The 26,510-nt window shown below is 62.5% G+C and carries 25 protein-coding genes and 1 pseudogene; 19 read left to right on the plus strand and 7 right to left on the minus strand.

Annotated elements, in window-relative coordinates; translation table 11 throughout:
- Nucleotides 1-153 precede the first annotated feature (153 nt).
- Nucleotides 154-5,673 carry a trifunctional serine/threonine-protein kinase/ATP-binding protein/sensor histidine kinase gene (locus tag AC0L3X_RS25700; RefSeq protein WP_063980873.1) on the minus strand — a complete coding sequence of 1,840 codons (5,520 nt, stop codon included), beginning with the start codon at nucleotides 5,671-5,673 and terminating at the stop codon, nucleotides 154-156.
- 508 nt (nucleotides 5,674-6,181) lie between these two features.
- Nucleotides 6,182-6,709 carry a YkgB family protein gene (locus tag AC0L3X_RS25705; RefSeq protein ID WP_063980874.1) on the minus strand — a complete coding sequence of 176 codons (528 nt, stop codon included), beginning with the start codon at nucleotides 6,707-6,709 and terminating at the stop codon, nucleotides 6,182-6,184.
- Nucleotides 6,710-7,185: 476 nt separating this feature from the next.
- Here AC0L3X_RS25705 and AC0L3X_RS25710 point away from each other — a divergent pair, with 476 nt between their 5' ends.
- The 6 genes from AC0L3X_RS25710 (at nucleotide 7,186) to AC0L3X_RS25735 (ending at nucleotide 10,889) form a co-directional block, all read left to right on the plus strand.
- Entirely contained in the window at nucleotides 7,186-7,551 is a 366-nt protein-coding gene (locus tag AC0L3X_RS25710) for a response regulator transcription factor (protein WP_063980875.1), read from the plus strand.
- A gap of 212 nt (nucleotides 7,552-7,763) precedes the next feature.
- A complete protein-coding gene (locus AC0L3X_RS25715) occupies nucleotides 7,764-8,207 on the plus strand; it encodes a sigma-70 family RNA polymerase sigma factor (RefSeq protein ID WP_231143841.1) in 444 nt (147 codons plus the stop codon).
- An 89-nt stretch (nucleotides 8,208-8,296) separates the two neighbouring features.
- Nucleotides 8,297-9,244 carry an L-histidine N(alpha)-methyltransferase gene (gene egtD, locus AC0L3X_RS25720; protein ID WP_283017982.1) on the plus strand — a complete coding sequence of 316 codons (948 nt, stop codon included), beginning with the start codon at nucleotides 8,297-8,299 and terminating at the stop codon, nucleotides 9,242-9,244.
- A gap of 134 nt (nucleotides 9,245-9,378) precedes the next feature.
- A complete protein-coding gene (locus AC0L3X_RS25725; RefSeq protein ID WP_063980878.1) occupies nucleotides 9,379-9,633 on the plus strand; it encodes a hypothetical protein in 255 nt (84 codons plus the stop codon).
- 37 nt (nucleotides 9,634-9,670) lie between these two features.
- Complete coding sequence (locus tag AC0L3X_RS25730; protein WP_063980879.1) at nucleotides 9,671-10,357, plus strand: sensor histidine kinase; 687 nt, start codon at nucleotides 9,671-9,673, stop codon at nucleotides 10,355-10,357.
- Nucleotides 10,358-10,376: 19 nt separating this feature from the next.
- Complete coding sequence (locus AC0L3X_RS25735) at nucleotides 10,377-10,889, plus strand: YkgB family protein (protein WP_084794953.1); 513 nt, start codon at nucleotides 10,377-10,379, stop codon at nucleotides 10,887-10,889.
- Between the two features lie 283 nt (nucleotides 10,890-11,172).
- Here the strand turns inward: AC0L3X_RS25735 and AC0L3X_RS25740 are convergent.
- Nucleotides 11,173-11,445 (minus strand): annotated as a pseudogene (locus AC0L3X_RS25740) (TMEM175 family protein); the annotation flags it as partial.
- A 362-nt stretch (nucleotides 11,446-11,807) separates the two neighbouring features.
- On the opposite strand from AC0L3X_RS25740, the gene AC0L3X_RS25745 reads away from it, so the two are divergent.
- From AC0L3X_RS25745 to AC0L3X_RS25775, 7 genes are all read left to right on the plus strand, one after another.
- The gene (locus AC0L3X_RS25745; protein ID WP_063980881.1) at nucleotides 11,808-13,454 is read left to right on the plus strand and encodes an ATP-binding protein; all 1,647 of its coding nucleotides are present in this window, start codon (nucleotides 11,808-11,810) and stop codon (nucleotides 13,452-13,454) included.
- Nucleotides 13,455-13,456: 2 nt separating this feature from the next.
- The gene (locus tag AC0L3X_RS25750; RefSeq protein ID WP_063980882.1) at nucleotides 13,457-14,071 is read left to right on the plus strand and encodes a response regulator transcription factor; all 615 of its coding nucleotides are present in this window, start codon (nucleotides 13,457-13,459) and stop codon (nucleotides 14,069-14,071) included.
- A 370-nt stretch (nucleotides 14,072-14,441) separates the two neighbouring features.
- Complete coding sequence (locus AC0L3X_RS25755) at nucleotides 14,442-15,344, plus strand: helix-turn-helix transcriptional regulator (protein WP_231143842.1); 903 nt, start codon at nucleotides 14,442-14,444, stop codon at nucleotides 15,342-15,344.
- A 187-nt stretch (nucleotides 15,345-15,531) separates the two neighbouring features.
- The gene (locus AC0L3X_RS25760; protein ID WP_063980883.1) at nucleotides 15,532-16,401 is read left to right on the plus strand and encodes an alpha/beta fold hydrolase; all 870 of its coding nucleotides are present in this window, start codon (nucleotides 15,532-15,534) and stop codon (nucleotides 16,399-16,401) included.
- A 41-nt stretch (nucleotides 16,402-16,442) separates the two neighbouring features.
- Nucleotides 16,443-17,333, plus strand: a complete 891-nt coding sequence (locus AC0L3X_RS25765) for a zinc-binding dehydrogenase (RefSeq protein WP_063980884.1) — start codon at nucleotides 16,443-16,445, stop codon at nucleotides 17,331-17,333.
- A 32-nt stretch (nucleotides 17,334-17,365) separates the two neighbouring features.
- Entirely contained in the window at nucleotides 17,366-18,136 is a 771-nt protein-coding gene (locus AC0L3X_RS25770; RefSeq protein ID WP_063980885.1) for an SDR family oxidoreductase, read from the plus strand.
- Nucleotides 18,137-18,259: 123 nt separating this feature from the next.
- The gene (locus AC0L3X_RS25775; protein ID WP_063980886.1) at nucleotides 18,260-18,670 is read left to right on the plus strand and encodes a DUF2000 family protein; all 411 of its coding nucleotides are present in this window, start codon (nucleotides 18,260-18,262) and stop codon (nucleotides 18,668-18,670) included.
- Between the two features lie 29 nt (nucleotides 18,671-18,699).
- On the opposite strand, the gene AC0L3X_RS25780 is transcribed toward AC0L3X_RS25775, so the two are convergent.
- The 4 genes from AC0L3X_RS25780 to AC0L3X_RS25795 are packed head-to-tail and all read right to left on the minus strand — an operon-like array spanning nucleotide 18,700 to nucleotide 20,596.
- Entirely contained in the window at nucleotides 18,700-18,993 is a 294-nt protein-coding gene (locus AC0L3X_RS25780) for a hypothetical protein (RefSeq protein ID WP_187387914.1), read from the minus strand.
- A complete protein-coding gene (locus tag AC0L3X_RS25785) occupies nucleotides 18,959-19,225 on the minus strand; it encodes a DUF6510 family protein (protein WP_224517587.1) in 267 nt (88 codons plus the stop codon). Before AC0L3X_RS25785 ends, AC0L3X_RS25780 begins: the two co-directional genes overlap by 35 nt.
- A gap of 5 nt (nucleotides 19,226-19,230) precedes the next feature.
- Complete coding sequence (locus tag AC0L3X_RS25790) at nucleotides 19,231-19,992, minus strand: ferredoxin reductase (protein ID WP_063980889.1); 762 nt, start codon at nucleotides 19,990-19,992, stop codon at nucleotides 19,231-19,233.
- On the minus strand, nucleotides 19,979-20,596 hold the full coding sequence (locus AC0L3X_RS25795) for a sulfite oxidase-like oxidoreductase (RefSeq protein WP_063980890.1): 618 nt from the start codon (nucleotides 20,594-20,596) through the stop codon (nucleotides 19,979-19,981). Before AC0L3X_RS25795 ends, AC0L3X_RS25790 begins: the two co-directional genes overlap by 14 nt.
- 222 nt (nucleotides 20,597-20,818) lie before the next feature.
- Between AC0L3X_RS25795 and AC0L3X_RS25800 the strand changes: the two genes are divergently transcribed.
- The 6 genes from AC0L3X_RS25800 to AC0L3X_RS25825 all read left to right on the plus strand — a co-directional run bounded on the left by AC0L3X_RS25800 (nucleotide 20,819) and on the right by AC0L3X_RS25825 (nucleotide 26,508).
- Nucleotides 20,819-22,357 (plus strand): amidase, encoded by a 1,539-nt coding sequence (locus tag AC0L3X_RS25800; RefSeq protein WP_063986067.1) that lies wholly within the window; start codon nucleotides 20,819-20,821, stop codon nucleotides 22,355-22,357.
- A gap of 247 nt (nucleotides 22,358-22,604) precedes the next feature.
- A complete protein-coding gene (locus AC0L3X_RS25805) occupies nucleotides 22,605-23,213 on the plus strand; it encodes a cytochrome P460 family protein (RefSeq protein WP_063980891.1) in 609 nt (202 codons plus the stop codon).
- 24 nt (nucleotides 23,214-23,237) lie between these two features.
- On the plus strand, nucleotides 23,238-23,819 hold the full coding sequence (locus AC0L3X_RS25810; protein ID WP_473316966.1) for a cytochrome P460 family protein: 582 nt from the start codon (nucleotides 23,238-23,240) through the stop codon (nucleotides 23,817-23,819).
- Nucleotides 23,820-23,881: 62 nt separating this feature from the next.
- Nucleotides 23,882-25,156: a beta-propeller fold lactonase family protein gene (locus AC0L3X_RS25815; protein ID WP_063980893.1), complete on the plus strand. Its 1,275-nt coding sequence runs from the start codon at nucleotides 23,882-23,884 to the stop codon at nucleotides 25,154-25,156.
- Nucleotides 25,157-25,387: 231 nt separating this feature from the next.
- Entirely contained in the window at nucleotides 25,388-26,179 is a 792-nt protein-coding gene (locus tag AC0L3X_RS25820; RefSeq protein WP_084794955.1) for an urease accessory protein UreD, read from the plus strand.
- 26 nt (nucleotides 26,180-26,205) lie between these two features.
- On the plus strand, nucleotides 26,206-26,508 hold the full coding sequence (locus AC0L3X_RS25825) for an urease subunit gamma (protein ID WP_028148889.1): 303 nt from the start codon (nucleotides 26,206-26,208) through the stop codon (nucleotides 26,506-26,508).
- The last annotated feature ends 2 nt before the right edge of the window (nucleotides 26,509-26,510 follow it).

Raw genomic sequence — 26,510 nt, forward strand, 5'->3', positions numbered from 1 at the left:
TCTCTCCCTGCAGCACGCCGTCGATGGCGGATCTGTTCCGGCCCGTGCTTGGCTTCGCCGGCGCGATCCGATGGCTATATTTCGTCCGCGGCCCGGCCTTGGTTACAGGTCATCCCACCAATTTTGCGGCGTGATGACGCCAGCCGAGATGATTCAACCAACCGTAAAGCCGTCATCGATCGGAACAGTGAACTGGAAGACGGCGCCGCGCGGTTCGTTTGCGGTCGCCCAGAGCCTGCCGCCATGCGCCACGATGATCGAACGGCATATCGACAGTCCGACACCGAGGCCGCCCGATTTGGTCGTGTAGAAGGGTTCGAACAGCCGCGCGAGGCTCTCCGCAGACAAGCCCGGTCCCGAATCCGTGATCGATACGCGTATGCTCTCGGCATCTGCTCTCGCGGTCTGGATCAACAGCTCGCGCTTGCCCCCCGTTGTCTCGCTCATGGCCTCGATGGCGTTCAGGATCAGGTTGAGCGTGACCTGCTGCAGCTCGACGCGATCCCCGATGACCTTGGGCAGACGATCGGCGAATATCGTCTGGATCGACACATCGTGCCGCGCTGCTTCAGCCTGCGTGAGTTCGATGACTTGGCCGATGACGCTGTTGATCGCCAGGGAATCCCGTTTGGGCGGTGATTTTTTGACGAGATCCCGGATTCGCTCAATGACCTCGCTGGAGCGGATGCCGTTCTCGATGGCGCGTGTCAGCGCCCTGCGCGTCTGCTCCAGTGCCGGTGGTTGGTGATCGAGCCAGCTCAAGGCCGCTTGCGCGCTGGCGATGACGGCGGTGTTCGGCTGATTGACCTCGTGGGCGATCGACGCCGTCAGCTGTCCCATCACCGCCACGCGGTTGGCGTGGGCCAGCTCCATCTGAGCCACGCGGTAACGCTGCTCGTTCTCGCGTGCCTCGGTTTCGGCGCGCTTGCGCTCGCTGAGATCCAGCACGAAGGCAACGCCTTGCTCCTGCTCGTCGTCGAACAAGGCTCCGCCGGTCAGCACCGGCACCCGGCTGCCGTCCTTGCGGAAGAACGCCTTTTCGAACGGGTGGACAACCCGCGTCGCCTTCAATTCGGCCCGGGCGCGGTCGGTGCGCTCCTGCCATTCGGGCGGCGTCAGATCTGCCCAGCGCAACCGGCCCGCGGCGAGATCCTCGCGATCATATCCCATGGTCTTCAGGAACGCGTCGTTGGCATCGAGGATGTCGGGGGTGTGATCGAAGATGAAGATCCCGATGATGTTGGCCTCGACCAGCCGGCGGATCCGCGACTCCCGCTCCTGAAGCTCCCGGTACAGACGGGCATTGTCGAGCGAGGTCGCAGCCTCGGATGCGAGAAACTTGAGGATCGCGATCCGGGCGGGTGTGAAGACGCGCGAGGCGAGATTGTTCTCCAGATACAGAAATGCCACCGCCCTGCCTTGCTTGACGAGCGGCACGCACAAGGCTGATCGGACGTGCTTCTTCTGGATGTATTCGTCGCCGCCGAACGCGCTGCTCGTCGAGGCATCGTCGAGCACGACGCTTTCCTGGGTGCGAGCCGTGTAAAGGACGATCGACATCGGGACTTCAGCGGCGGAGATCGGTGAATCGGCGAGATCGAGAGCGATCAAACCGCCGCCTGTCACCGCGTCCGCCCGAATTCTCAGCTCGGAACCCCTCGGTAAAATCAGCACGCCACGTTCCGCACCCGCGTGCTCGATGGCCGAACGAAGCAGGGTCTCCGTGAGCTTCTCCAGCACGATCTCGCCTGAAACAGCCTCCGACACCTTGAGAACCGTCGCAAGGTCCAGCTGCTCGACAGGTGCTCCGATCGTCCCTGCGGCGCTGAGCGCGGATCCTCTCTCCCGCAGGTTCGGATGGAGTTTCTCGAGCTGGCTCACCTTCGCCTCGGCGCCCCAGCGCGCGTAGCAATCGCGCGCTTTTGTCAGGTAGGACAAGACAACCGTTCGAATGCCGCGCGCCTCGTAGAACCCTGCTGCGCGTTCCGCAGCGATCGCCTCGATCTGCGCGAATCCGGATTCTTGCGCCAATCGGATCGATTCCTCGTAGAGCTGTTCCGCCTCGAGTTCGCGGCCTTCGATGCGCGCAAGTTCCGCCGCGACGAGCTTCTGCCGGGCAGCGTAATTCGCGGGGCAGCGGTTGGACCAGACTGTCAGCTTGCGGTGGTGTTCCCGGAGGTCGCCGAGGCGCCGCTCGCGATCCTCGGGGCGTGATGCGTGATAAGCCCCGGCATGAGCGAGTGCCGTGTAGAACCGGTATTCGGTGAAATCCGAATAAGAGCGGACGCACCATGAGAGCGCTTCTGCGCGTGCGGCGAGGGCAATCGCGACATCGTCACGTCCGGCAATGACTTCGATCTGAATTTGCGTCGCGTAGTAGAAGAAGGCGCTTATCGGTTCGCTCGCATCCGAGGGCTGAAGCGCCGCGGGGCTCTCGAAGTCATTCCGGCCATCGCGCCCCATAAGGCTCTGCGCCAGATCTCGTTGCCTGATGAGGCCCTCCGCAGCCAATCGGACGCCCAGACCCTCGGCGAATGCCAGGGACCGCTCGGCGCGCGAGCAGACGTCCGTGAGCGGATCGCCGCAGAAGAGATCCACCGATATCAGTCCGCGATGCGAATACGCCGCGAATGCCAGATCTCCGGTCGTCAAGCAGATCGCAAGAGCGCGCCGAATGAACGGCCGTCCCGATCGGATCGGGAGAATCCATGGGGTCACGTGAAGGCCGAATACCAAAAGCGCCCGGCCGCTCAGCCCTGTCTGCGGCTGCCTGTCAGCAAGGGCTGCGCCAAATTGCGATAGCCGGAATCCAAGTTCAGCATCGGTTGAATTGCTCGCGAGCACGCCGAATATGGCGGTCAGCGGGTAGCACGCTTCAGGGCTGGTCCCGTGCTGGAGCGTCAGTCGAGTGGCCTCCAAGAGCATGGTGTCGGAGAGGTTGCGATCGGTGAGAAACGCAGGCGTGAGGAGGTCGGCCAGGACGCCCATGGTCGCACGATGATCCGGATCGGTCATCGGCGGTAGCGCATGAAGCTGCTCGTCGGACAGCTTTTCGGTCAAGCTCCGCAGGCGTCGCCGATCCTCGTCCACCTCGCTGCGGCTGGGATGAGGAGACCAGTCAATCCCGGTTCTGCGCAAAAATGCGAGGCAAACGTCGACCGCGCGCTCGAGCTGTCCCGCGGTGGTGTATAGCTGCGCCTGGAGTCTGGCGACCTCGGCGCTCGCCTGAATGTCCGAACAGCTCTGCGACAGGACCGTCAATTCCGCTTCCGCCGTGTTCAGCTCGCCGAGCAGGAATTTGCATTCGGCGTGGAGCAGGCCGATCGCGAAGGCGTCCCGGCTGCACCGCGGATGCCCTTCCTCCCCGAGCAGTTCGCGGGCGATTTCAAGGTAGGTTGCCGCCGCGTGGTAGGCCGTTGCATTTCGCGCGCGCCGGCCCGCGGCGAGATTGACGGCGATGACCTGTTCGCGTTCAGCGCCGTTGGTCAGAGCGGCGATGCCGCGGTTCAGCTGGTTGGCAACGATATAGACGCGCTCGTTGGTTTCGTCGGGCGTCAGCTGCGCTGCCAGGACCAGACCGATCCGAAGGTGCAGGGCCGTTCGCCTGTCCTGGTCCGGTTGAAGCGCATAAGCGGCCTCTTGCACGCGATCGTGGACGAACGCGTAAGAGCTCTTGAGGCGTCGGACCAGTTCGAGACGCGTCGCGTCTCGCAGATCCGCGTGCAGCGTCTGCTCCGATGCTCCGTGCACGAGGCAGAGCGTTGCGATCTCGGCGCTGTTGCCCAGGCAGGCCAGCTCCAGCAGGGCCCGACGTGTCTCGTCGCGCAAACCGCTCAGCTTGCCGACCATGAGGCGCGCGACGTTTTCGGCGTAGCTTTTTTCCTTGATGCGTTCGAGATCCCAGCGCCACTGTCGCTTGTCATGATCGAAGGTCAGTAGGTTTTCTTCGGCCAGTGCCCGCAGAAACTGCGTGAGAAAGAACGGATTCCCGTTCGTCTTCTCGTATATCAGCTGCGCCAGGGGCATGGCGTATGCCGGCTCGCAGTGAAGTGCATCCGCGGTGAGTTCCTCGACGGCAGCGCGGGTGAGGGGTGCCAGGTCGATTTCCCGCACCCGTTTACGGGAGGCGCGAATTTCGACGAGCCGTTGTGCCAGCGGATGTTTGACGTCGACATCCTTGCGTCGAAAGGCGGCGATGAGAAGCAGATTTTGCAGGTCGGATCTGTTCAGAAGAAACGCGATCAGATCAAGTGTGGCCACGTCGAGCCACTGCAGGTCGTCGAAGAAAAGCACGAGCGGATGGTGAGGTTTGGCGAAGATGCCAATGAAGCGTCGAACGACGAGTTGGAAGCGTCGCTGTGCGTCTTGCGGGGGAGCCTCCGGGACAGGCGGTTGATCCCCGATCACCAGCCGCAGCTCCGGTACGAGATCCACCATCAGCTGACCGAGCTGGCCCAGCGCTTCGTGCAGTGCGTTACGCCAGGGTGCCAGATCGGCATCGCTCTTGGCGAGGAGGCCTCGGATAAGGCCTTGGAGCGCATGCGCGAGCGTCGCGTAAGGCATATCGCGCTTGTGCTGATCGAACTTGCCGGAGGCGAAGAACCCTCCCAACGGGACCAAGGCCTTGTGCATTTCGTCGACGAAAGCGGACTTGCCGATACCGGAGGGGCCGGACACCAGGATCAACTCGGGCGTGCCGCTCCGGGTGACGCGATCGAACGAGGTGAGCAACGCCTCGATCTCGTGCTCCCTGCCGTAGAGCCGTTCGGGAATCAGCAGGCGGTTCGGTGTATCGGTTTGGGCCAGGACGAAATCATCGATTCGTCCCTGCGCTTCCCATTCGGCGAGTGACCGTTCCAGGTCGCTCTTGAGACCGGCTGCGGTCTGGTAGCGGTCCTCGGCCGTCTTGGCGAGGAGCTTCATGATGATCGCCGACACGGCATAAGGCACGCCATTGACTCGTTCGGCGGGCGGAACGGCACGTCTCGCGATGTGGCTGTGCACCCATTCCATCGGACTGGCCGCGGTGAACGGCAGTGCGCCCGTCAGCATCCGGTAGAACGTCACGCCGATTGCGTACAGATCGCTGCGGGAATCGACGGACCGATTCATGCGGCCGGTCTGCTCGGGCGCCATGTAGGCCAGCGTGCCCGCCATGGTCTCCGGTGGTTCGAGCTGCTGTCGCTCGCGCGGCAGGCGAGATGCGAGGCCGAATCCGGTGATCCTGACCTCGTCTGCCCCGGTCACCAGAAGATTGGCCGGCTTCAAATCCTTGTGGACCAGGCCCTGCCGATGCAGCTGGTCGACGGCGGTGGTGATGCCGAGAGCCAATCGCAAGAAATGGTCCAGCTTCATCGGCGCGCCGAGCAACTGCTCGAGCGGCTCGCTGCCGGGATCTTCCAATATCAGCAAGGTTCGACCACCGTCGCGAATCAGCTCCAGCGGCCGTACGGCCCAGGTCCCATCGAGCTCGTCGCGCAAGGCGTATTCATGGGCGAGCCGGTCGAGGACCGCGGCCGGCGGATGTTCCGTCGCCGCCCTTACGGTCAGGACACTGTTGACATCGCCATCGGCGCCCCGGCGCCATTCGCGACAAAAGACGCGCTCGCCGTCGTCCCATGACGCTTTGAGACCGGCATTGCCGTTCGTGGATACCCGCGAGGATACGTGCATCTGCCGGACTCCGGAACTAGCCGGCCAGTCGATTGAAAAGGAGGGAAAGGTGCTCACCTGTCCCGTCCGGGAACGTACTCCCAACGCCAATCCCCAACAATAGCCGGGATCGGAGCCATGGCATGAGCCACATTCGGATTTCGGGGCGTGGCTCAACCAACCGCAAAGCCGTCATCGATCGGCACGGTGAACTGGAAGACGGCTCCGCGCTGCTGGCTTCAGGCTGTTCACTCTGCGAATAACCTGGCTGAAGTTCAGACCCTCCAGCTTTGAGCGTGGGGGAATTGCGGGATTCTTCGAAAGGTCATTCAGCGAGGACAGTTTCAAGATCTGTAAGCCGTCGCCGCAAACCTACGCTCAAATGGAGAATGAACTTGGCGTCCCCTCGCAGCTCTGCATGATCGCCTGCCACGCCTGGGATACGCGTAGCGCCGTGGCGGCCGGCTGGGAAGCTGCGTTCATCGGGCGGCCCGGCACGCTGATCCTGCTCTTCCAGTGCCAACCGGCACTATTGCATCGCTTCCTGTCGAACAATCCCGTTCTGAGCCGGTGACACGTCGGCTGCTGCCCGGAGGAGGTCACGCTTGAGCAGATAGACGGAAGCCGCAAGCAGTACGACATCCTTCATGAGGAAGAGGAACGGCAACGTGGCCGCAGGAAATCCGCCGGCCGGCGCGGGCCAGGCATCGGGGAAAAACGGAATGATCGTCACGGTGGCGACATAGGTCGCGCATGAACCCAGCGATCCCAGGATCGCCACTCTTCTGCTCCAGAAGCCGAGCAGAAGAAGCAATCCAAACAACAATTCCGCTGAACCCAGGAAGTAGGCCGCGCCGCGCACGCCAAACACCGGATACAGCCAGAAGATCAGCGGACCATTGCTGATGAACGGAATCAACGCGTGCGCTTCGTAGTCGAACCATTTCTGGCAGCTGAAGACGAAGAAGACGACGATCATCGCCACACGCGTGACATGGTAGTCAAAATCGCCTCTGACCAGATCGAGCTCGGACAGCTTCTTTATGAGATGGTCCATCTGATGTCGTCTCATCCTCGAGGTCGCGGATTGGCGCCAAGGGCGGCGTCGACGTCTGTCGCGATCTGAACGGTAGCCAAGCTTCGAAGGGCGCGCTGTGCGCGGGTTATCGTGCATTTCTCAAACTTGCGCTGTTCGGCCGCAGGCGACCGGGATCGGCGTGGCCTGACATCGCGTCGCCCTCGGTGGCTCGCTCTTGGCGCCGCAAACCCATACCAAAGTATGGGTCTGTGCATCACAATCGCGAGATTGTCGGAGGCACCCACCGAACGCATGCTCGAGGCCGACATGCGCAACCGATCCTGGCGCAGCTACTGGATTTTCCTCAGTTGGGGAGACCGAACATGTGCCTCTCGCGAACAAGCATCGAACGTCACGACAGCAGCCGCCTGGTCAACTGGAGAGCGGCTTGCGCTTCAATCGCCCGTGTTGCGATCGCGTTTCGATGATGATCGCGTCTTGCGAGGGTAAGTCAGGTGAAGGTCCCTTACGTAGGTGTCGTCGATGACGACGAGGCCCTGTGCCTGTCTTTGGTGGATCTGATGCGATCGATCGGCTACCGCTCCGAGCCGTTTGACAGGGCCGAAGCGCTGCTGAGCTACGCCGGCCGGTTCAGCTTCGACTGCATCATTGCCGACGTTCACATGCCTGGAATGGGTGGGCTCAACCTCGTTCGCGAGCTCCAGCAGCAGAAGGTCGGAGCGCCGGTGATTCTCATTACCGCGCTTCCTCACAAGCAGCTGGACGCCGAAGCGGCCTCGATCGGCGCATTCTGCCTTCTCAGAAAGCCGTTCGAAACGAGCGCGCTGCTTGAGTGTCTCGACAGGAGCCTTCGAAGATGAAAGCGCTCTCGGCTGACGACATCACGTCCTCTATGGCGACGCAATCGTCTGGCGGCGACGATCCGGGGCGTGCACGCCCCCGGGGGGATATGGATTCGCCGCGACATGATCGCCGGAGGGCGGCCCGTTGGGAGAGATGGAACGATTGTTCGGAGCGATGGGGCCGGCTTCTGCTTGCGGCGCGAGCAGGGGATGGAGACGCATATGAGCGATTGCTGCGGGAGCTGGATCTGTGGCTTCGGGCTTACTACGCGCGCCGGCTTCCCTATCCCGCCGCCGACGATGCGAGGCAGGAGGTGCTCCTGGCCATTCACGCGAAACGCCACACGTTCGCGGCCTCGAAGCCCTTCGGCGCCTGGGTTACGGCGATTGCCCGCTACAAATGGGTCGATCGCGTGCGCGATGCGTCTCGCTACAGCGCGCTCGCGCTCGACGAAGACATCGCAATCGAGGATCACGAAGGTGCCGCGATCAGCGCTGCTGCGCTGGACCAGCTGCTTGGCCGGTTGAAGCCTGCGCAAGAGACCGTGATCCGCCTCGTGAAGCTTAATGGTCTGAGCATCGCGCGAGCGGCCGGTGCGACCGGACAGTCGGCGGCCCTGGTCAAGATCAATATCCATCGCGGCCTGAAGAAATTGTCCACATTGGTATCCTGACGTCATTGCGGCCGCGGGCCGGGCCGACCGAGACGTCGTGCGAAGGAAAGCCGAAATTGCTTCAACTCCAGAACGAAATGCGATCTACGGTGGCCGACCTGACGGCGGCGTTCCGCTATGACATCATGGAAGGGCTGAGCCTCGCGCCAAAGGCAATTCCGGCGAGATGGCTTTATGACCGCCGCGGATCGGCTCTGTTTGAAGCCATCACGCTGCTGCCCGAATACTACCCGACACGAACCGAGCGATCGATCCTTGCGTCCGCAGCATCGGAAATCGCCGCGCTCGCGGGGCCGGGCCGCGCAGTCATAGAATTCGGCTCAGGCTCGTCGGCAAAGACGCGACTGTTGCTGGCAGAGACGGAGCCTTCTGCCTATGTGCCGATCGACATCTCGGGCGAATTCCTCCGGGAGGTTGCGGTAGGCTTGTCGCATGCATTCCCGGGACTGCCGATCTATCCAACCGAGGCCGATTTCACCTATCCCTTTGCGCTGCCGGACGAGATTGCCTCGACTGCGCGCCTCGGCTTCTTTCCGGGGTCGACGATCGGAAACCTCACTGTGCCTGCGGCGGTCGACCTGTTGCGGGCGATGGCGGTGACCCTGGGTGCCGGATCGATGCTGCTGATCGGCATCGACCGTATCAAGGATCAGGATGTTCTGCTGCCAGCATATGACGACGCGCAAGGGCTGACGGCCGCATTCAATCTCAACCTCTTGCACCGGATCAACCGCGAGCTGGGCGGCTCGATTCCCCTGGGCGCGTTTCGCCATTTGGCGCGCTGGAATGATGCGGAGGCGCGTATCGAGATGCATCTGGAAGCCACGCGCGACGTCCGCTTCGAGGTCGACGGTCGCGTCTTCTCGTTGTCGAAGGGCGAGACCATCCACACGGAGAACAGCCTCAAATACGGGCGGAGGGATGCCTTCGTCCTGCTGCAGGCCGGCGGATGGCATCCCGTCGCCGATTGGACTGACGACAGCGGGCTCTTCTCGGTCATTCTCGCGGAGCAAAGGCCCGCGCCGGCGGCACCCTAGGATGAATCGGGGCGCAGACGGAATCATTTCCAACAATATCGCCTCAATCGGCGCAATCCACGAACAGCGAGGCTCGTACACATGCTGCATAATGTGCGCGTCATCACGGCAATCAACTGCGTTGAGGCGCGACCATGCAACTCCGTTCATCCCTCATCCTGAGCTTCGCCGCCATTCCTCTAACCGCCCTGGCAGATCCGCTCCCGGCGCCGTCGCCGAAAGCGCCGAGCCCGGCTGAGACCGTCCAGGTGCAGCCGCGCGGCAATGAATTCATGCCGAATTCAGTCGCCGAGGATGCGTTGCAGAAGCGCATTACCGACTTCAACCGGAAACTGGAAGGTCTGGACGCAGATCTCGACAAGAAGCTGAAAATCTGCCGCGGATGTTGATCGAAATCCGGTTCAGCAAACAGCGATAGGTCTGCACATGAGGCACACTGTCACCGGTTCGTTCCACGACGGCGGAAGCGGGTGCGCGCACTTTGAGCGGATCGCCCCGATCCGGGATGACGAGCTCGAGCTTGTCGTCAGGGAATTGCAGCATCGCATGCGCAATATCCTCAGCATCGTTCTGTGCTTCGTGAACAACACCGATGCGAATACGACCGCCGATTTTCGCGAGGCGCTCTCGGCACGGATCGCGACCCTGTCCGACGCCTACAGGATGATCGAATCCGCGGGAGAGCAGCGCGTGTCTCTCGCGGCGATGCTGGAGCGAACGCTCAAGCCGCACGCGATGTTTCACAGAGGCCGCATTCTGCTCGCGGGGCCGGACCTCACACTGGAGCCGCACATCGCCTTGGCGCTGCACGTCATCATTCACGAGCTGGTTACCAACGCGAGCAAGTACGGCGCGCTGACATCGACGGCAGGAGCCGTCGAGGTGATCTGGGAAAGCCCGCCCTATCTCGGCGGACAAGGTCTTGCGATCCAGTGGCGCGAGCGCGGCGGACCGATTGTGACCAAGCCAGTACGCAAGGGCTTTGGCACGCAACTGATCGCAAGGGCCCTGCCGGGCGCGCAGGTCGATCTCGACTTCGCACCCGACGGCCTTGTCTGCCGGCTTCTGATCGATCTCGGTCAGGCGCTGACCGCGCAAGGGCCTGTCAGTTAGGATCAGGAGGATCGGCACCATGAGTACATTGGCGAGAGCCCAGCGCAAATCGTTCGCAAGCAGGCTGCCGATATCGGGGCTGCTTGCGGGAGACCTGGATTACCACATCGTCCGGGCGTCGATGGTGATCCTGTTCTTCTTCTTCGGCTACCAGAAATGGTGGGCGTACGAGGCGGACCGCCTGGACCCCTTCATCAGCAACGGTCCGCTGATCTGGTGGCTCTATCCCGCGTTCGGCCATCAAGGCGCCAGCTGGTTCCTCGGCGTCGCCGAATGGACCTTTGGTGCTTTGATATTCGCGGGCTTCTGGAGCAAGCGGCTCGGCATTCTGGGCGCCCTTGGATCGACCGGTACCTTCATCGCAACAGTCACGATCATTCCGTTTATGCCGGACGGTTGGGACGCTGCTGCAGGCGGCTTTCCGGCGATGACGGGTAACGTTCCGTTCCTGATGAAGGATGTCGTGCTGCTTGCGGTATCGTTGTATCTGCTGAAGCAAGATGCGGCCCGTGTCCTGAGACCTGAGGCTTGAGATACACGGCAAGGCAGATGCAGATCATGGCCAGCGCGAGAATGGGATAGTGCAACGAGACGGCCGCCGCGGCGAGGAAGCCGAACAGGGTGGTCAAGGATCGCATCCGCATCATCATGCGCGCCTTGTCCGGGATCGCCTCGATCGCCGGCCGGTCGACGGCTTCCCAGCACAGCAGCAGATAGGTCGCGTTCACCAGGGCGAATACGCCGGCGTAGACGGTGACGGGCAGCGGCGCCAGCTTTGAGCTCGCGATCCAGGCTGTCGAGAACGGCAGCAGCGATACGGAAAACAGATGAGCGAAGTTTCCCCAGATCAATCGGGGCGTCGCCGCGCTGGCATAGTGCAGAAGATGGTGATGGTTCACCCAGACGATGGCGATGAAGAGATAGCTGACTGCGTAGCCGATGACGGTCGGCCAGAGTTCGAACAGAGCATTGAGGCTCGGAGCGTGCGGCGGGCGCAGGTCCAGGGCGAGAATTGTAATAACGACTGCAAAAACCGCGTCCGAGAGGGCATTCAGGCGTTTTGTCTTCGGAGAGTCCGCGGTCATCATTCCTGTTTCCTTGCCGATGCAGGCCTGCGCGGCAGTGTCTCGACGCCCCGATCGGGCCTGAACAGCAGGCGAGTCATGCCGACGGCCAGCGGGGCGCACTGCCGCTGCTCCGCACTTTCGTAGACATTCGGAGCAAACGTCGCATCGGTTACAGCTGCTTCGAAAAAAATCGGGGCAATGCGCAACGACGTGCACGGCGCGGGCTCGTGAACCGCGGCTCTCGCGACCAAACTTGGCAACGTTCGCAAGTCCCGTTACATGTTGCGGCGTACTGACGCGCCTCGTCCCACCCCTCGATACGCAAGCGGCGGGGTGATGCGTCGAGACGTCTGGAAATGATTTTCACGACGAGACATCTCAGTATGAGGCTTGATAACGAGACGCACGAACTCGATCTGGTCGCAAAGGCGTTTCAGATTATCTCGAGAGAAATCAGCTATCAGGGATTGGCCAAGGCTCTCCTCATGGAGGCGCTGAGCTACTCCGGGGCCAGTCGGGGGGCGATCCTGCTCAGCGGGCAAAGAGAGCTGCTTGCCAAGGCCGATGCGAGCTTCCCGCGCGAGAGGGCGAACTTCCTTGCCTCCTTCCCGCCGCACGCCGAATTCCGCCTGCCGAGCGACCTTGCCGAAGAGGTGCTCGATCGAAAGCAAACGGTCGTGAGGCAAGCCGGCGCGGAGAGCTCCGCACTGATCGATCCCGCGAACCCGCCGTCTGGAAAGATAGCGCAGCTGTGCCTGCCGTTGATTCACCAGCACTGGGCGATCGGCGTTCTCTATCTCGAAGCGGATGGAGATGCGGAGATCTTCACGCCGCGATGCGTCTGGGTGACATCCATGCTGGCCAATCAGGCCGCCGTCTCATTCGAATCCGTCCGCCTGTTCGAGGCGCTGCGCGAGACCAATATGTGGATGGTCAGAGGGCAGCAGATCGGCGGGATGGGCAGCTATCGCTGGAACACGCGGACCCTGCTCTCGCGCGGATCGCGCGAATGTTACCGCATCCTGGATATCGACCTGGACGTGAACCCCGTGCCCTTCGAGGTGTTCAGGAGCCGGGTCCATCCCGAGGATTATCCCGCGCTGGAGCAAGACCTCACCGAGGCGATCAGCACGAAGTCGCCATTCACCCACGAGTACCGCGTGATCCACCGGGACGGCAAGACGTTGCATGTCGTCGCCGTTGGGCAATTCGATGAGGGGCCCACGGGAGACCTCGAGCTGGAAGGCATCATCACGGATGTCTCGCAACGGAAGGCGGCGGAGCAGGCTCTCGCCGACGCGCGAAACGAGCTTGCGCGTGCGACGGGTCTGACGTCCCTTGGCGAGCTCGCCGGCTCGATCATTCACGAGATCGACCAGCCGCTGACGGGCATGATCATGAGCGCGGAAGCTTGCCTCCGGTGGCTCGCCCGGGATCCCGTTCAGGCCGCGGAGGCCCGCAAATCGGTCGCACGCATCATCAGACAGGCACGTCGAGCTGCGGAGGTTGTGACCGGGGTCCGCTCTCTCGTGCGGGGCACGCAGGTCCATTTTGCCGAGTTCGATATCAACGATGCGGTTGCGGAGGTTCTGCTTCTGTCGAACAGGGAAATCGAGCGAGCCGGGGTCATCGTCCGTACCGACTTCGATCGATCATCGCCGCGTGTCGAAGCAGACCGTGTTCAGGTCCAGCAGGTCGCCCTCAACCTCGTGCGCAACGCGATCGAGGCCATGGCCGGGGTCGAGGACGGGAACCGCATTTTGGCCCTCTCTTCGGGGGTCGCCGATGGTATGATTTCCGTGGCAATCGCGGATACGGGGGGCGGCATCAGCCCGGCTGATAGAGAGCGGGTCTTCGAGACGCTCTACACGACGAAGGGAGCGGGACTCGGTCTGGGACTGTCGATCTGCCGCAAGATAGTGAAACTCCACGGAGGACAGCTATGGGTGGAAGAAAACGGGAGGTGCGGAGCGAAGTTCACCTTCGCTCTCCCGCTTCGCCAGGCGGTTCAGACGTCGGAAAGCCGGTAGACATGCCTCCTTCCGGCGTTGTTCATATCGTCGACGATGACCGCGCGGTTCGCGAGTCCCTTGGCGATCTGCTCGAGTCCCTGCACTACAAGGTCGCCCTGTACGGATCAGCCTCGGATTTCCTCAAGGTCGAACTGTCGGATGCCCCTGCGTGCCTGGTGCTCGATGTCAGATTGCCCGGCACGAGTGGCTTGGAGCTGCAGGAGTACCTGACGAAAATCAATGTCGGAATCCCGGTGATCCTGATGACCGCCTTTGGCGACATTCCCATGTCGGTAAGAGGCATGAAGCTGGGGGCGGTCGATTTTCTCACCAAGCCGATACGGGATCAGGACCTTCTCGATGCGATCACGGCCGCGATCCGAAAGGACATCGATCGGCGCGACGACAGCGCGCACCTGACGCAGTTGCAGGAGAAGTTTGCACTCCTGACCACGCGCGAGCGGCAAGTGATGACGCTGGTGGCATCCGGTCTGATGAACAAGCAGGTCGCCAGCGAGCTCTCGATCAGCGAAGCGACAGTCAAGATGCATCGTGGCAGCGTGATGCGGAAGCTCGGGGCAAAAACCGCGGCAATGCTCGTCCGAATGGCAGAAGCGCTCCAACTCCAGGGCTGAAGCTTCGGGACTGGCATCTCGTGCTGAATCATCTCGGCGCCTTCAATGCACGCGACCCATACCTAAGTATGGGCCGGAACAGCACAAGCGTGAGATTGTCCGCGGGGGCGATGAAAAGCATGTTGCCCCTGTGCGGTGCTGTCAGCCGGCGTTGGCAGCGCGTCTTGACCGGAGAGGTAACGTCACGTGCAGCTTGCGGCTTCAACGCCCGTATCCAGGCGACCAGGGCATCTCCTCCGTGCAGAAATTCGTTGACGATTGGACGCGGCCATCCGGAGCACAGAACAGGGCGACGACGATGGGGATGTACGTATCAAATTCGAGTGAGAGCACGCCACGGATGGCGGTCTCCGCTTCGCCAATCCGGCCGGTGGACGAGACGCTGTCTTCTAGGCCGTCCGACGCAGCGCTTCATCCGACGGTCAGCATAACGCCTTCCGAGCCGGTGAAGCGCCTTGGGATAGGCTGGCGCTGGTGGTTTTCGGAGAGCGTTCACCTCCCGGTCGGCAACAGGATTGAATTTCGCTTTCAGGGGTCGAGACATCTCCTGGCGTTGTACAACGAGGGAGCGCGGAAAAGCGGTGAGACCTCCATCGATGGCCTCTGCTCGTCGAAGCTGCGCGGCTCCGAGCACAGGCTGACCTTTGTCCCGGCGGGACGCGCCTATCGGGAATGGCATGAGACTGCCTCGTCTGCGCAGGTGACCTTCCTCTACTTCGATCCCGCCGCGCTTCACAAGTCCGACGACAGCGCGGCCGGGCTCGCGCCGAGAATATACTTCGAGGATCCGCTGGTCTGGGAAACCGCCTCCAAATTGAAGAAGGCGATCGAGAGCGCCGAGACGAATTGCGCGCCCTACCTCGAAGCGCTCTGCGGCGTGCTCGCCCACGAGCTTTCCAGGTCTGATCACGATGTTGTTCGCGAACCGGCAGCGGTCAGTCGTGGAGGTCTCGCGGGTTGGCAGAAGCGTGTCGTGGTCGAGTACGTCGAGGGGCATCTGGGAGAACAGGTCTGCCTCCTCAAGCTCGCCGAGCTCGTCAGGCTCAGCGTTCACCACTTCTGCCGCGCTTTCAAGAAGTCGTTCGGAATCCCGGCCTACCAGTATCAGGTGCAGCGACGCATGGAGTTCGCCAAGCTGCGGCTGGCGGATCGCGCGGTATCGATTACGGACATCGCACTCAGCCTGGGCTATGCGCAAACGAGCTCCTTCAGCTCCGCCTTTCGCAAAGCGACGGGTTGGACTCCTACGGACTATCGCAGGGGGTTCGAATGAATAGATCCGAGGCACGATAGATCGGGCAGAGCAGGCGACAGGCAGCCTCGTACGGGCAGAAATCCCCGGGAAGTCTGTAACCGGATCGCCCCGAGCCACGAAATGTCCAGGTGAGACCGCCTCGGATCGGCTGCCATCGGAACATCGATTTCACCGGGCGCAACAGGTGTCGAGGGAGGGACCGCAGATGACGAGCATTCGATACCGCAAGGCGGACGTGGACGGACTGAACGTATTTTACCGGGAGGCTGGCCGGGCTGACGCGCCCGCCTTGCTGCTGCTGCACGGATTTCCGACGGCCGGCCACATGTTCCGCGAGTTGATCCCGGCACTCTCGGATCGCTTCCGACTGGTGGCGCCGGATCTGCCCGGGTTCGGCCAGTCCGACATGCCGGCTCGCGAAAGCTTTGCATATACGTTTGCCGCGTTGGCGCAGGTGATCGAACGGTTCACAGAAGTCATCGGACTCGCCCGTTTCTCGCTCTACGTCTTCGACTATGGCGCGCCGACGGGCTTTCGGATGGCTCTTCGGCATCCCGAGCGCATCGTTTCCATCATCTCGCAGAATGGCAATGCCTATGAGGAGGGATTGAGCGATGGCTGGAGCCCGATCCGGGCTTACTGGCAAGATGCATCGCAAGCGAATCGGGCGGTGCTGCGATCATTCCTTTCGCCGGAGACGACGGTCTGGCAATACACCTACGGGGTGCCTGACACCTCCCTGATCTCCCCTGATGGCTTCACGCTGGACAACCATTATCTCGAGCGCCCAGGCGCGGACGAGATCCAGCTCGATCTCTTCGGCGACTACAGGACCAACGTCGCCATGTATCCGGAATTCCAGGCCTACTTCCGCAAGCACAAGCCGCCCTTCCTGGCGGTCTGGGGCAAGAACGATCCCTTTTTCCTGCCGGCGGGCGCGACGGCGTTTCAGCGCGACATGCCGGGCGCCGAAGTGCGCTTCTTCGACACAGGGCACTTTGCGCTCGAGACTCACGCGCGGGAGATCGCAGCTTCGATCGGTGATTTTCTTGGCCAGCTGAATTCGAATGGGTAACCGCCGCTTCCCTCGCCGCGAGAAACGTCGGGAGAGCCATCATGCGCGCCATCGTTCTTGAAAAATTCGGTGGCTTGGACAGCCTCGTCTATCGAGACGTTCCGGAGCCGGAGCCGCAGCTCGGTCATGCCGTCATCGAGGTCAAGGGATTCGGCAAGTCGTGCCCGGGCGGAGAATTTCCGGTGGGCGCCAAGGTGGCCGCATTGATGGGCGGTCTCGGTCGAACCATCAACGGCAGCTACGCCGAATACACGCGTGCGCCGGTCTCGAACGTCGCATCGATCGATGCGGATTTGCCCTGGGCCGAGCTCGCAGCGATCCCCGAAACCTTCGCGACGGCATGGACCTGTCTCTTCCGAAATCTCGATCTCGCGAAAGGTCAGGTTCTCGTCATTCGCGGAGCGACGTCCTCGTTCGGTCAGGCCGCACTCAAGCTTGCGGTCAATGCCGGCGCGCGGGTCATCGCGACGACGCGCAGCCGGGAACGCTTTGCCCTGCTGGAGAAGCTCGGAGCCGCGCGCTGCGAAATCGAACGGCGCGATCTCTCGAAGCATCTGCCCGAGGCGAAGCAGGTCGACGCAGTCTTGGACCTCGTCGGCAACAGCGTCGTGCTCGACACTCTCGCCATGCTTCGCCGCGGCGGCCGCTCCTGTCTCGCCGGCTGGCTCGGCGGGCTTGATCCGATTCCGGATTTCAACCCGCTGCTGCAGATGCCGAGCGGCGTCTACCTGACCTTCTTCGGCAGCTTCGTGTTCGGCACGCCCGGGTTCCCGCTCTCCGACGTGCCGCTGCGGGAAATCGCCGCCGATGCGGCGGCCGGCCGGCTGGACGTCAAGCCGGCGCGGGTCTTTCGCTTCGACGAGATTCGCGAGGCGCATCGCGTCATGGAGGCGAACGAGGCAGTCGGAAAGATGGTCGTTGTTCGCGACTGATATTTGCAAGCTTGGTATTCGGGAGGGTTCATATGTCGAAATCAGTCGCCATCGTGACGGGGGCGAGCCAGGGAATCGGCCGGGCGACCGCGGTACGCCTGGCGCGCGATTTCTCGGCGCTTGCCCTGGTCGCGCGAAACCGCGCCAATCTCGAGGACACCGCAAGGGCGGTCCGGGCCGCCGGCGCCGGGGTGCTGGTGATCGATGCCGATCTGGCCGAACCTCGTGCCGCTCAATCTGTCGTCGACCAGACCTTGGCGGCGTTCGGCCGGATCGATGCCCTGCTCAATATCGCAGGCGCGGTACCTCAGGTCGATCTGTTCGAGACGACGGAAGCACAGTGGGACGCCGGACTGGCGTTGAAGCTGCATGGCGCCCGGCGGCTCACGATCGCCGCCTGGCCGTCGCTCATGGCCGCGCAGGGGGCGGTGGTGTTGATGTCGGGAAACTCGGCCTCTTTCCCCAAGGCGCCCTATGCCGCGGTCGGCACCATCAACGCTGCAATCGTCGCCTTGGCAAAGGCGTTCTCCGACAAGGGAATCAGCGATGGCGTCCAGGTCAACAGCGTCCTGCCGGGGCCGGTGATGACGGGCCGCCGCCGCTCCTACCTCGAGCACTGGGCGCCCCTGCACAACATGACCGTCGAGGAAGCCACGGCGAAGTTTCCCAAGGACGCCGGGATCGCGCGTTACGGTGAGCCGGAAGAGATTGCCGAGTTGATGGCGTTCCTCGTATCGCCCGGCGCGCGCTGGATGACCGGCTCGGCATTGCGGATGGACGGCGGCGAGGTGAAATCGATATAATTGGTTTTCACCCGAAGGCCGTCCGCGGAAGTGGCCCACTTGCAAAAGCGTTCGATGCGCGCAAGCATGGAGTAAGGGCTCTTTCGCTCTTCGCGAGCGCTGAGGAATAGCGGCAAAACCGTCATGCAGTTTGACACCAAGATCGCGGTCGTGGTCCGCACCGACCTTGAGCCGTGGCAGAAGCTGAACGTGGCCTCTTTCCTCGCCAGCGGGATCGCGGCGGCTTTTCCGGCCTGCATCGGCGACCCCTACGAAGACGGCTCCGGGACGAAATATCTGCCGTTGATCGGCCAGCCCATCCTGATCTATGGCGCCGACCGCGCGGCGCTATCTCGCGCGCTCGATCGCGCACTGACGCGCGGAGTGACGCCGGGGCTCTATACCGAGGACATGTTCAGGACCGCTCACGACGCCGCCAACCGCGAGGTCGTGAAGGCCGTTTCCCGCACAGACCTGAATCTGGTTGGAATTTCGATGCGCGCCGAGCGCAAGGTGATCGACAAGATCGTCGACGGGTTGAAATTTCACGGCTGACGCTTCCCGATCTGCCCCGGCCGTCCTTTTCAGTCTTCGCCAGATCTGGCTCTGAGGAGCTCGTCGCGGCGCCTGATCAGAATCTCGAGCCGCGCGGCCTGATCGTCAATTCGCTGGCCGACGAGCTCTTCGCTCATCGCGGCGACATGTGAGGCCGACTGTTCAATCAGCTCGCGAAGCTTCGCCGCCGTGGCGGCAATCTGGCGCTCGATTTCAGCGAGGTGGATGTCTTCACCGTGCATGGCGGGTCTTTGATTTCGGGGCTTGGCGGGCGATCGGGCGCGGCATTCAGAAGTACAGGTGCCGGGCACCGTGCATTTCAAGGACACATCCCCTCTGAGTGCGCGTCGCCTTCATCAGATCGCTTCCGCAATCGGCGCATTTGACGAGCGCCTCCAGCGGCCCGCCGTCGACGGCGAGAGAGCCAAGGCAGGACACGGTGTTGCATGCCGCGCACCGGATCTTCGTCAGGGTGATGTCAAAGGCAAAGGCTTCTTGAAGCAAATGTGTGCCGGGGTCACCGCCAAGAATGAGGTCGGCGATGTTGTCTGCCATGGCGATCATGCTCCTGTTGGCCCGAAACGCTCGGTTCTTATGGCGAGAGGGTCGAAGCCGAGCTTCACGAGCATGCTCGAGATGCCCTCGACAAACCCGGTGGGACCGCAAATGAAGAACGTGGGATTCTGCTCGCGCGTAAAGCTGTTCTCTGCGAGCAGCGCCTCGTTGACCCGTCCCCGATGTCCGTTCCAGTCGCTCGGATGCTCGCGGGTGAGCGCATAGACCAGGCGGAGGTCGCGATCGCCGCGAGCCATCGTAGCGAGTTCATCCCGATACACGATTTCGGCAAGGCTGCGTGCCGAATAGATCAATGATGCCGGTATGCGTGCGAGCGACCTCCTGCGGTGGCGCAACATGGCCATCAAAGGCGTAATCCCGGTACCGCCCGCGACCAGGCAAATCGGTCCACCGCGCGTTTGACTCCAGATGAAATGCAGCCCAATGGGCCCCCGAAATTCGAGAGCATCACCAACCTGCAATTCGTCGAGGAGATAGGACGACACCTCACCGTCCTCGACCCGTTCCACGGTGAGAGCGAGCAGCTTTTCTTCCGGAGGCGATGCGATCGAGTAACTTCGTTCGGCCTGATAGCCGTCATCGGCGGTGAGACGGATGTCGACGTGCTGGCCGGGCCAGTGCCCGGACCAGTTGGCCGGCTGCAGGATGATGCTCTTCACCCGGCTTGTCTCAGTCACGATGGCCTGCACGCGACCGGTCTGCCACGCGATGCTGGGCTGCTGCAGAGGCGCATCAGTCGCCGTCATAGCGCTGCTCCCGCCAGGGATCGCCATAATTGTGATAACCACGCGATTCCCAGAACCCGGGCTCGTCCTTGGGCATGAAGCGGAGCCTTCGCAGCCACTTTGCGCTCTTCCAGAAGTAGAGATGCGGCACCAGGAGTCGCGCGGGGCCGCCGTGCGCCGGGGCGAGCGGCAGGCCCTCATAGCGGGTCGCGATCATCGCCTTTCCCGCGACCAGGTCGGTCACCGGAAGGTTCGTCGTGTATCCGCCGTCGCAATGCGCCATGACATAGGCGTTCGGCGGCTCGCTCAGCCCGACCACCTTGAGAAGGTCGTCGAAGCTGACGCCCTGCCAGACCGTGCTGAGCTTGGTCCATTTGGTGACGCAGTGAATGTCGACCGCGATCGTGGTCTGGGGCAGTGCCTCGAATTCGTCCCAGGTCCATTTCCCCAGCAACGATCCGCCGAGTTGAAGCGCAATCTTCCAGTCGGCGACACGGATATCCGGCGTGGGTCCGGCGGACAGCACCGGGAAGTCGGTCGTCAGATACTGACCCGGCGGCAGCCGGGCGGCTTCGGGTGCCTGTCGCCTGGATTTGAAGCCGCGAGAAACGGGAGGTCGGTCCATGGAAGCGTGCCCTTGTGCGGTGACGCGCGGGATGTGCCAACGCGCGTCGGCGTAACCTGCAGCCCACGTCAGCGCACATGAACCCTGATCGATGCCTTGTCGATGGCCGTCGCGGTGAATGCATCAAGATTGCGAAAGACGAAGCAATCACGGCTGCGCAGGCAAGAACTGTTTCAATGTCAAATGCGGCTTCGTCCTGAAGTGGTTCAGAAGGAGGAGACGATGTCGAGCGTGAGCCGGTCCTTGCATTCCGACGAACTCGCTTACCTCACCGCGCACGAACTGGCAGCTCGCATCCGGCGACGTGATCTGTCGCCGGTTGACGTGGTCGATGCGTTCATCCGGCGCATCGAAGCGCGCAACCCGAGCCTGAATGCGCTGGTTTATCTCGATTTCGACGGCGCCCGCACGAGGGCGAAAGAGGCCGAGCGCGCGTTGGTCGCAGGCGAGTCGTGGGGCCCACTGCACGGCATTCCGTCGGCGCTCAAGGATCTGTTCGACTTCAAGCCGGGCTGGCCTGCGAGCCTGGGCGGCATCCGCGCGCTCAAGCACCACGTCGTGAACGGTTACTGCGTGTTCTGCGAGCGCATGGAGAAGCGTGGGGGGGCCGTGTTCCTCGGCAAGACCAACAGCCCTCTCATGGGATTCCGGGGCACCTGCGACAACTACCTGTTTGGTCCCACGCGCAACCCGTTCAATCTTGCCAAGAACACGGGCGGCTCATCCGGAGGAAGCGCCGCGGCGGTCGCCGATGGACTGCTACCCATTGCAGAAGGCACGGATGCCGGCGGCTCGATACGAATCCCATCGGCCTGGTGTGGGGTCTATGGCTACAAGGCGTCGTTCGGACGCGTGCCGTTCCTCGTGCGTCCCAACGCGTTCGGCGTGGCCGACTCTCCGTTCCTGTTCGAAGGGCCCATCACGCGGACGGTCGAAGATGCCGCAATTGCGTTGAACGTACTTGCCGGCCCTGATCCGCGAGATCCCTTCAGCCTGATCGAGCCGCCCGTCGACTTCACCGCGGCGACCCGTCGTTCGATCCGTGGCCTCAAGATTGCCTATAGTCCGGATCTGGACGTCTTTCCGGTCGACGGAAAAGTCGCGGCGACGGTCCGCCGCGCGGTACAGGCGTTCGAGGAAGCCGGCGCTCATGTGGAGGAAGTGAAGCTCGGCATCGTTCGCTCGCAACGGGAGCTGAGCGACGTCTGGTCGCGTCTCTACATGCTTCTGAACCTGCAGGCGATCGAGAACATGAAGCGCGACGGCATCGATCTGTTCGGCAAGCATCGCGACGACTTTCCGCCTGAATACATGGATTGGGTCGAGAAGACCAATCGCGTGTCGGGGCTCGATTTCTTCCGCGACCAGGCTGTCCGGTCGGAGGTCTACGATGCCTTCCAGAACGTCCTTGAAAGATTCGATCTATTGGTCACGCCGACCGTCGCGTGCCCGCCGGTCGACAACGCCAGCGACGGCAACACGGCTGGGCCGAAGTCGATCAATGGTGTCGAGATAGATCCTCTGATCGGATGGGCCCTGACCTACTTCGTCAACTTTACGGGCCATCCGGCAGCCTCAATTCCAGCAGGTCTGTCCGACGGGCTTCCGGTCGGGATGCAGATCATAGGTCGGCGAAACGCCGACTTCGACGTGCTGGCGGCGAGCGCGGCTTTCGAGCGGCTTCGTCCCTGGCAGGACAACTACCGGATCTGCCGCGAGCGCCCCCTGAGAACAGCCCCGCTTTCAGACCTCACCCGCTGACCTTGCACCCTCTCGGTCGCTTCCATGGCCGTCCGCGCCGCGCTCGCGGCGCCGCTTGGGGCCGCGCGTCCTGCTTCCGCAGCGTCAACCTCTTCACCGATCGCAGGTTCGGCACGGAATGCATCAAGATGGCCAAAGCGGAAGCAATCCCCAGCGCGCAGGATCCTCCGCGACTGGCTAAGTCATCTCTCGACAGGTCAATTGTGCCGGCGCCTCGCGCGTTCGGCCGCAGTCGCGGGAGAAGACAATGCGCGTGGGAGTCCAGGCAGCAGCGGCGGTCATCGTAGGCAGTGCGGTCGCAACGATTCTGTTCTTCGGATCGCTTAGGGATAGCAATGCCCAGAGCAATACGCGCTATCTGCCGGAATACACCGCGGACGGGCAGTTGCTCCTGCCGAAGAATTTCCACGAGTGGGTCTATGTCGGCTCGCCGCTGACGCCGAACGCCCTCAACGGCGGACAGGCGAACTTCCCGGAATTCCACAACGTCTATATCGAGCCGGGCTCGTACGCGATCTACAAGAAGACCAGCGAATTCCCCGAAGGGACGATCCTGTTCAAGGAGCTGCAGCTGACGTTGCCGCAGGAGAACGCCGACGGCTCGCGAACGGAAGCGTCGGGACGGGGCTACTTCCCGGGCAAGTGGAACGGCGCCGACGTGACCGTCAAGGATTCGAAGCGCTTCGCCGACACCAACGGGTGGGGCTATTTCAACTTCAATCACCACGAACCGAAGGCGCCGACGGCCAAGGTGAAGTCGAAGGACGAGTGCGCCTACTGCCATATCGCCAACGCCAAGAAGGATGAGGTCTGGACCCAGTTCTATCCGCTGCTGGACAACAAGGACGCGCGGTGACCGCGTAATCGGCGGAAGATCGGCATGAAAATCCTCAAAGCCGCCTGTGTCGCCGTCGTCGTGATCCTCGGGATCGCGGCCGCGGTCAGGCAGTCACAGCTGCCGGCGAACGCGGCGGATGGCGTTTCGACCGGTGCGAGTGTCGCCGACCGCGACGGGCATCTGCACGTGCCCGATGACTATCGTACGACCTATCAGCTCCTCGAAAGCTGGGCGATTGCGGCAGACGACACTCACGGCTCGAAGGAGCTTCACGTCGTGTACGCCTCGCCCGGAGTGATCGACGCCTATCGGAAGGACAAGCGCTTCCCGGACGGTGCGGTGCTGGTCAAGGAAGTGTTCAAGGCGGCAACCTCTGAAATGACGACCGGTACCGTCAGCCGCGCCGATGCTTTGAAGGGATGGTTCGTCATGGTGAAGGACACCGCGAACCGTCACCCGGAGAGCGCGTTGTGGGGCGACGGCTGGGGATGGTCCTGGTTCGACGCGGGCGATCGCTCGAAAACGACGACGACGAATTACAGGGCGCAATGCCAGGCGTGCCATGTACCCGTGCGGGCGTCCGACTGGGTTTACGTCGATGGATACCCTCCGCTGAAGCCATAGCAATGGTGCAGGTCACCGAAAGTCATTCGATTTACCAAAGCCAATCATCAAAGGAGCGAGAGATGGCTAAAGAAGCGACGGCGAGCGAGATGGGAATGTCGAAGGGGCAGACTGGCCATCTCTATATCCAGACCAATGAGATCGATAACGCCATTATTCACTACACGCGGCAGGCGGACGGCAAGCTGGCCGAGGTCGCGCGTATCAAGACGGGCGGCGCCGGCTCCGGTGAATTCAAGCCGATCAGCGGCCAGGACAGCGCGCCCAACTCTTACGAGGGTGCAGGAAGCGTCATCATTACATCCGATCGGCGCTTTCTGTTTGCGACCAATGGCGGAGACAATTCCGTTTCGAGCTTCCGCCTGGAGAGCGACGGTCGTCTCACGCTGCTCGACGTGAAGTCGACCGGCAACCCGGTCGAGGGCAGGAGTGGCACGGCCAAATCGCTGGCTTTCGCTCCGTCGACGCGCACCCTCTTCGTGCTGCACGCGTTCGGACCGGATCATCTTCGGCTGATGTCGGTCGATGCCGAAGGCATGCTCAAGACGCGGCCCGAGCGATACACGGTGAATACGTACAGCAAGCGGAACCGTGTCTCCACCATGGTCGTGGTCTCGCCCAACGAGGAGCTCGTGCTTGTCGGCACCACTTTCGATGAGCCGATCGCGCTCACCGGCTTGTATCCCGACGGCTCGCCGATTCTCTGGGTCCAGCGCGCCGGCGGCGCGTTGCACTCGATTGCGTCGAATGCACCGGATCCGGACGGCCTTGCCGTGTTCGCCCTGCAAAAGGACGGCTCGCTCGGCACGGCCAGGTTCTACGATGCGAAGGGCGGTTCTCCGTTCTACATCGCGTTCCTGAATCAGCGTCCGAATACGTTCGTGATCGGCTATGCCGTCGGCGACGGATGCTCCATCTGCACCATCGAGAAGAACGGCTCGATCAAGATCGGCCCGCTCGTCAAGATCGACACCAGCGCGGGCCTGCCGTCCGAGCTGTGCTGGCTGGCCGTCGCTCCCGATGATCGCACGATCTACGCAACGAACTTCGGCTACAGCAACATCAGCAGCTACCGCATCAATGGTGGCGGCCTGGAGATTGCGTGCGATCCGGCGTGCCCGAAGGTTCCCGGCGACGGCACCGCGAGGGGATTGAACGGGACCGTGACGAGCGGTCCCAGCGATAGCTGGATCTCGCCGGACGGCGCCTATCTCTATCAGATCTACGGCAACGCCTCGAAGCTGGTCAGCTACAGCACCCAGCCGGACGGTTCGCTGAAGGAGATCGGCAGCGTCAAGATCCCGTACAACGGCTCCCAGGGTCTTGCGGGTTTCTGATCCCGGTTTCGCGACATGAGGTCCGGGCGTGGTCGGCATTGCCGTTCCACGCCCGGCCTCTCCCTCGCCGATATGCGAGACACACACGGTCAATCATGAGCCCCGAGACGGATGTTTGAAGCAATTCACGAGCGCTCTCGCGGGACATCCGCGGCTCATCCCGGCCAACCGGGAGAAGGGCAGAGCGCCACGGAAAAATTCGATCTGCAGCGCGCTGCCGGGGAAGCTCGCGTGGTGTTCTCCGGCGCCGCAAACGGCACGGAGATCATCAACGTCTATCAGAAGTTTCCGATGGCCGTTGCCTTCCCGAATGTCGACGATCGTCGGCGCAAGGAGGCGGTCCTCATCAATACCTCGGGCGGTGTCGCAGGCGGCGACGAGATCAGGATCGAGGTGGTCGCTCAAGGGAATGCGTCGGTCGCGGTGACCACGCAGGCCGCGGAGAAGGTCTATCGGGCGCTGGATCGGCCTGCGCGAATCCGGACGCGGTTAAGGGCTGAGGGAAATGCCCGGCTTGCGTGGCTTCCGCAAGAGACGATCGTCTTCAACCAGGCGCGCATCGCGCGGCAGACCGAGATCGATGTGAACTCGGGTACCGAATTGATTGCCCTCGAGTGGCTGGTTCTTGGCCGCATCGAAAGCGGCGAGGAGGTTCTTGCCGGACATATCCTGGACAGTTGGCGCGTCAGGGTCGACGGCCGTCTGGTGTGGGCGGATGGCTTCCTCGCCTCAGACCAGGCGCTCCCGCAGCTTCGGAAGACGGCGCTGCTCTCGAACTGGAAGGCGATCGCGACAATGATCTATTTCGGTCCGGGTCTCGAGGCCCGGCTCGAGAGATTGCGCGAGATCGGTGCTTCGCTGGAATGCGCGTGCGGCGTCACGATCGTGGGCGCGATCATCGTGGTCCGGGTCGCCGCGATTGCAAGCGTGGACCTCAGGCGAGGTCTGCGCCGCTTCCTCGATCAACTCGACCATGAGCTCGGATCCGGTCCCTTCGGAGTGCCGAAGATGTGGTCCTGTTAGCAGCGCGGCCAGGTGGGAGGAGCATCTTGAATCTGACGCCACGGGAACGAGACAAGCTGATGATAGCCCTCGCCGCGATCGTTGCGCGCGGCCGGCTCGCGCGAGGCGTCAAGCTGAATTATCCCGAAAGCATCGCATTGATTTCGGATGCCATCATGGAAGGCGCCCGCGACGGACGATCGGTCGCGGATCTGATGTCCGAAGGTGGCCGGCTGCTGCGCCGCGACCAGGTCATGGAGGGCATCCCGGAAATGATCCGCGAGATCCAGGTCGAGGCAACGTTTCCGGACGGGACCAAGCTTGTCCCGGTGCACAACCCGATCCGATAGGA

The organism is Bradyrhizobium sp. MI1.7, assembly GCF_055811795.1.

Coding starts and splice junctions, on each gene's coding strand:
- AC0L3X_RS25700 (WP_063980873.1), bottom strand. CDS start 5,673: ATGCACGTATCCTCGCGGGTATCCACGAACGGCAATGCCGGTCTCAAA.
- AC0L3X_RS25705 (WP_063980874.1), bottom strand. CDS start 6,709: ATGGACCATCTCATAAAGAAGCTGTCCGAGCTCGATCTGGTCAGAGGC.
- AC0L3X_RS25725 (WP_063980878.1), top strand. CDS start 9,379: ATGCAACTCCGTTCATCCCTCATCCTGAGCTTCGCCGCCATTCCTCTA.
- AC0L3X_RS25730 (WP_063980879.1), top strand. CDS start 9,671: ATGAGGCACACTGTCACCGGTTCGTTCCACGACGGCGGAAGCGGGTGC.
- AC0L3X_RS25735 (WP_084794953.1), top strand. CDS start 10,377: ATGAGTACATTGGCGAGAGCCCAGCGCAAATCGTTCGCAAGCAGGCTG.
- AC0L3X_RS25745 (WP_063980881.1), top strand. CDS start 11,808: ATGAGGCTTGATAACGAGACGCACGAACTCGATCTGGTCGCAAAGGCG.
- AC0L3X_RS25750 (WP_063980882.1), top strand. CDS start 13,457: ATGCCTCCTTCCGGCGTTGTTCATATCGTCGACGATGACCGCGCGGTT.
- AC0L3X_RS25760 (WP_063980883.1), top strand. CDS start 15,532: ATGACGAGCATTCGATACCGCAAGGCGGACGTGGACGGACTGAACGTA.
- AC0L3X_RS25765 (WP_063980884.1), top strand. CDS start 16,443: ATGCGCGCCATCGTTCTTGAAAAATTCGGTGGCTTGGACAGCCTCGTC.
- AC0L3X_RS25770 (WP_063980885.1), top strand. CDS start 17,366: ATGTCGAAATCAGTCGCCATCGTGACGGGGGCGAGCCAGGGAATCGGC.
- AC0L3X_RS25775 (WP_063980886.1), top strand. CDS start 18,260: ATGCAGTTTGACACCAAGATCGCGGTCGTGGTCCGCACCGACCTTGAG.
- AC0L3X_RS25785 (WP_224517587.1), bottom strand. CDS start 19,225: ATGGCAGACAACATCGCCGACCTCATTCTTGGCGGTGACCCCGGCACA.
- AC0L3X_RS25790 (WP_063980889.1), bottom strand. CDS start 19,992: ATGACGGCGACTGATGCGCCTCTGCAGCAGCCCAGCATCGCGTGGCAG.
- AC0L3X_RS25795 (WP_063980890.1), bottom strand. CDS start 20,596: ATGGACCGACCTCCCGTTTCTCGCGGCTTCAAATCCAGGCGACAGGCA.
- AC0L3X_RS25800 (WP_063986067.1), top strand. CDS start 20,819: ATGTCGAGCGTGAGCCGGTCCTTGCATTCCGACGAACTCGCTTACCTC.
- AC0L3X_RS25805 (WP_063980891.1), top strand. CDS start 22,605: ATGCGCGTGGGAGTCCAGGCAGCAGCGGCGGTCATCGTAGGCAGTGCG.
- AC0L3X_RS25810 (WP_473316966.1), top strand. CDS start 23,238: ATGAAAATCCTCAAAGCCGCCTGTGTCGCCGTCGTCGTGATCCTCGGG.
- AC0L3X_RS25815 (WP_063980893.1), top strand. CDS start 23,882: ATGGCTAAAGAAGCGACGGCGAGCGAGATGGGAATGTCGAAGGGGCAG.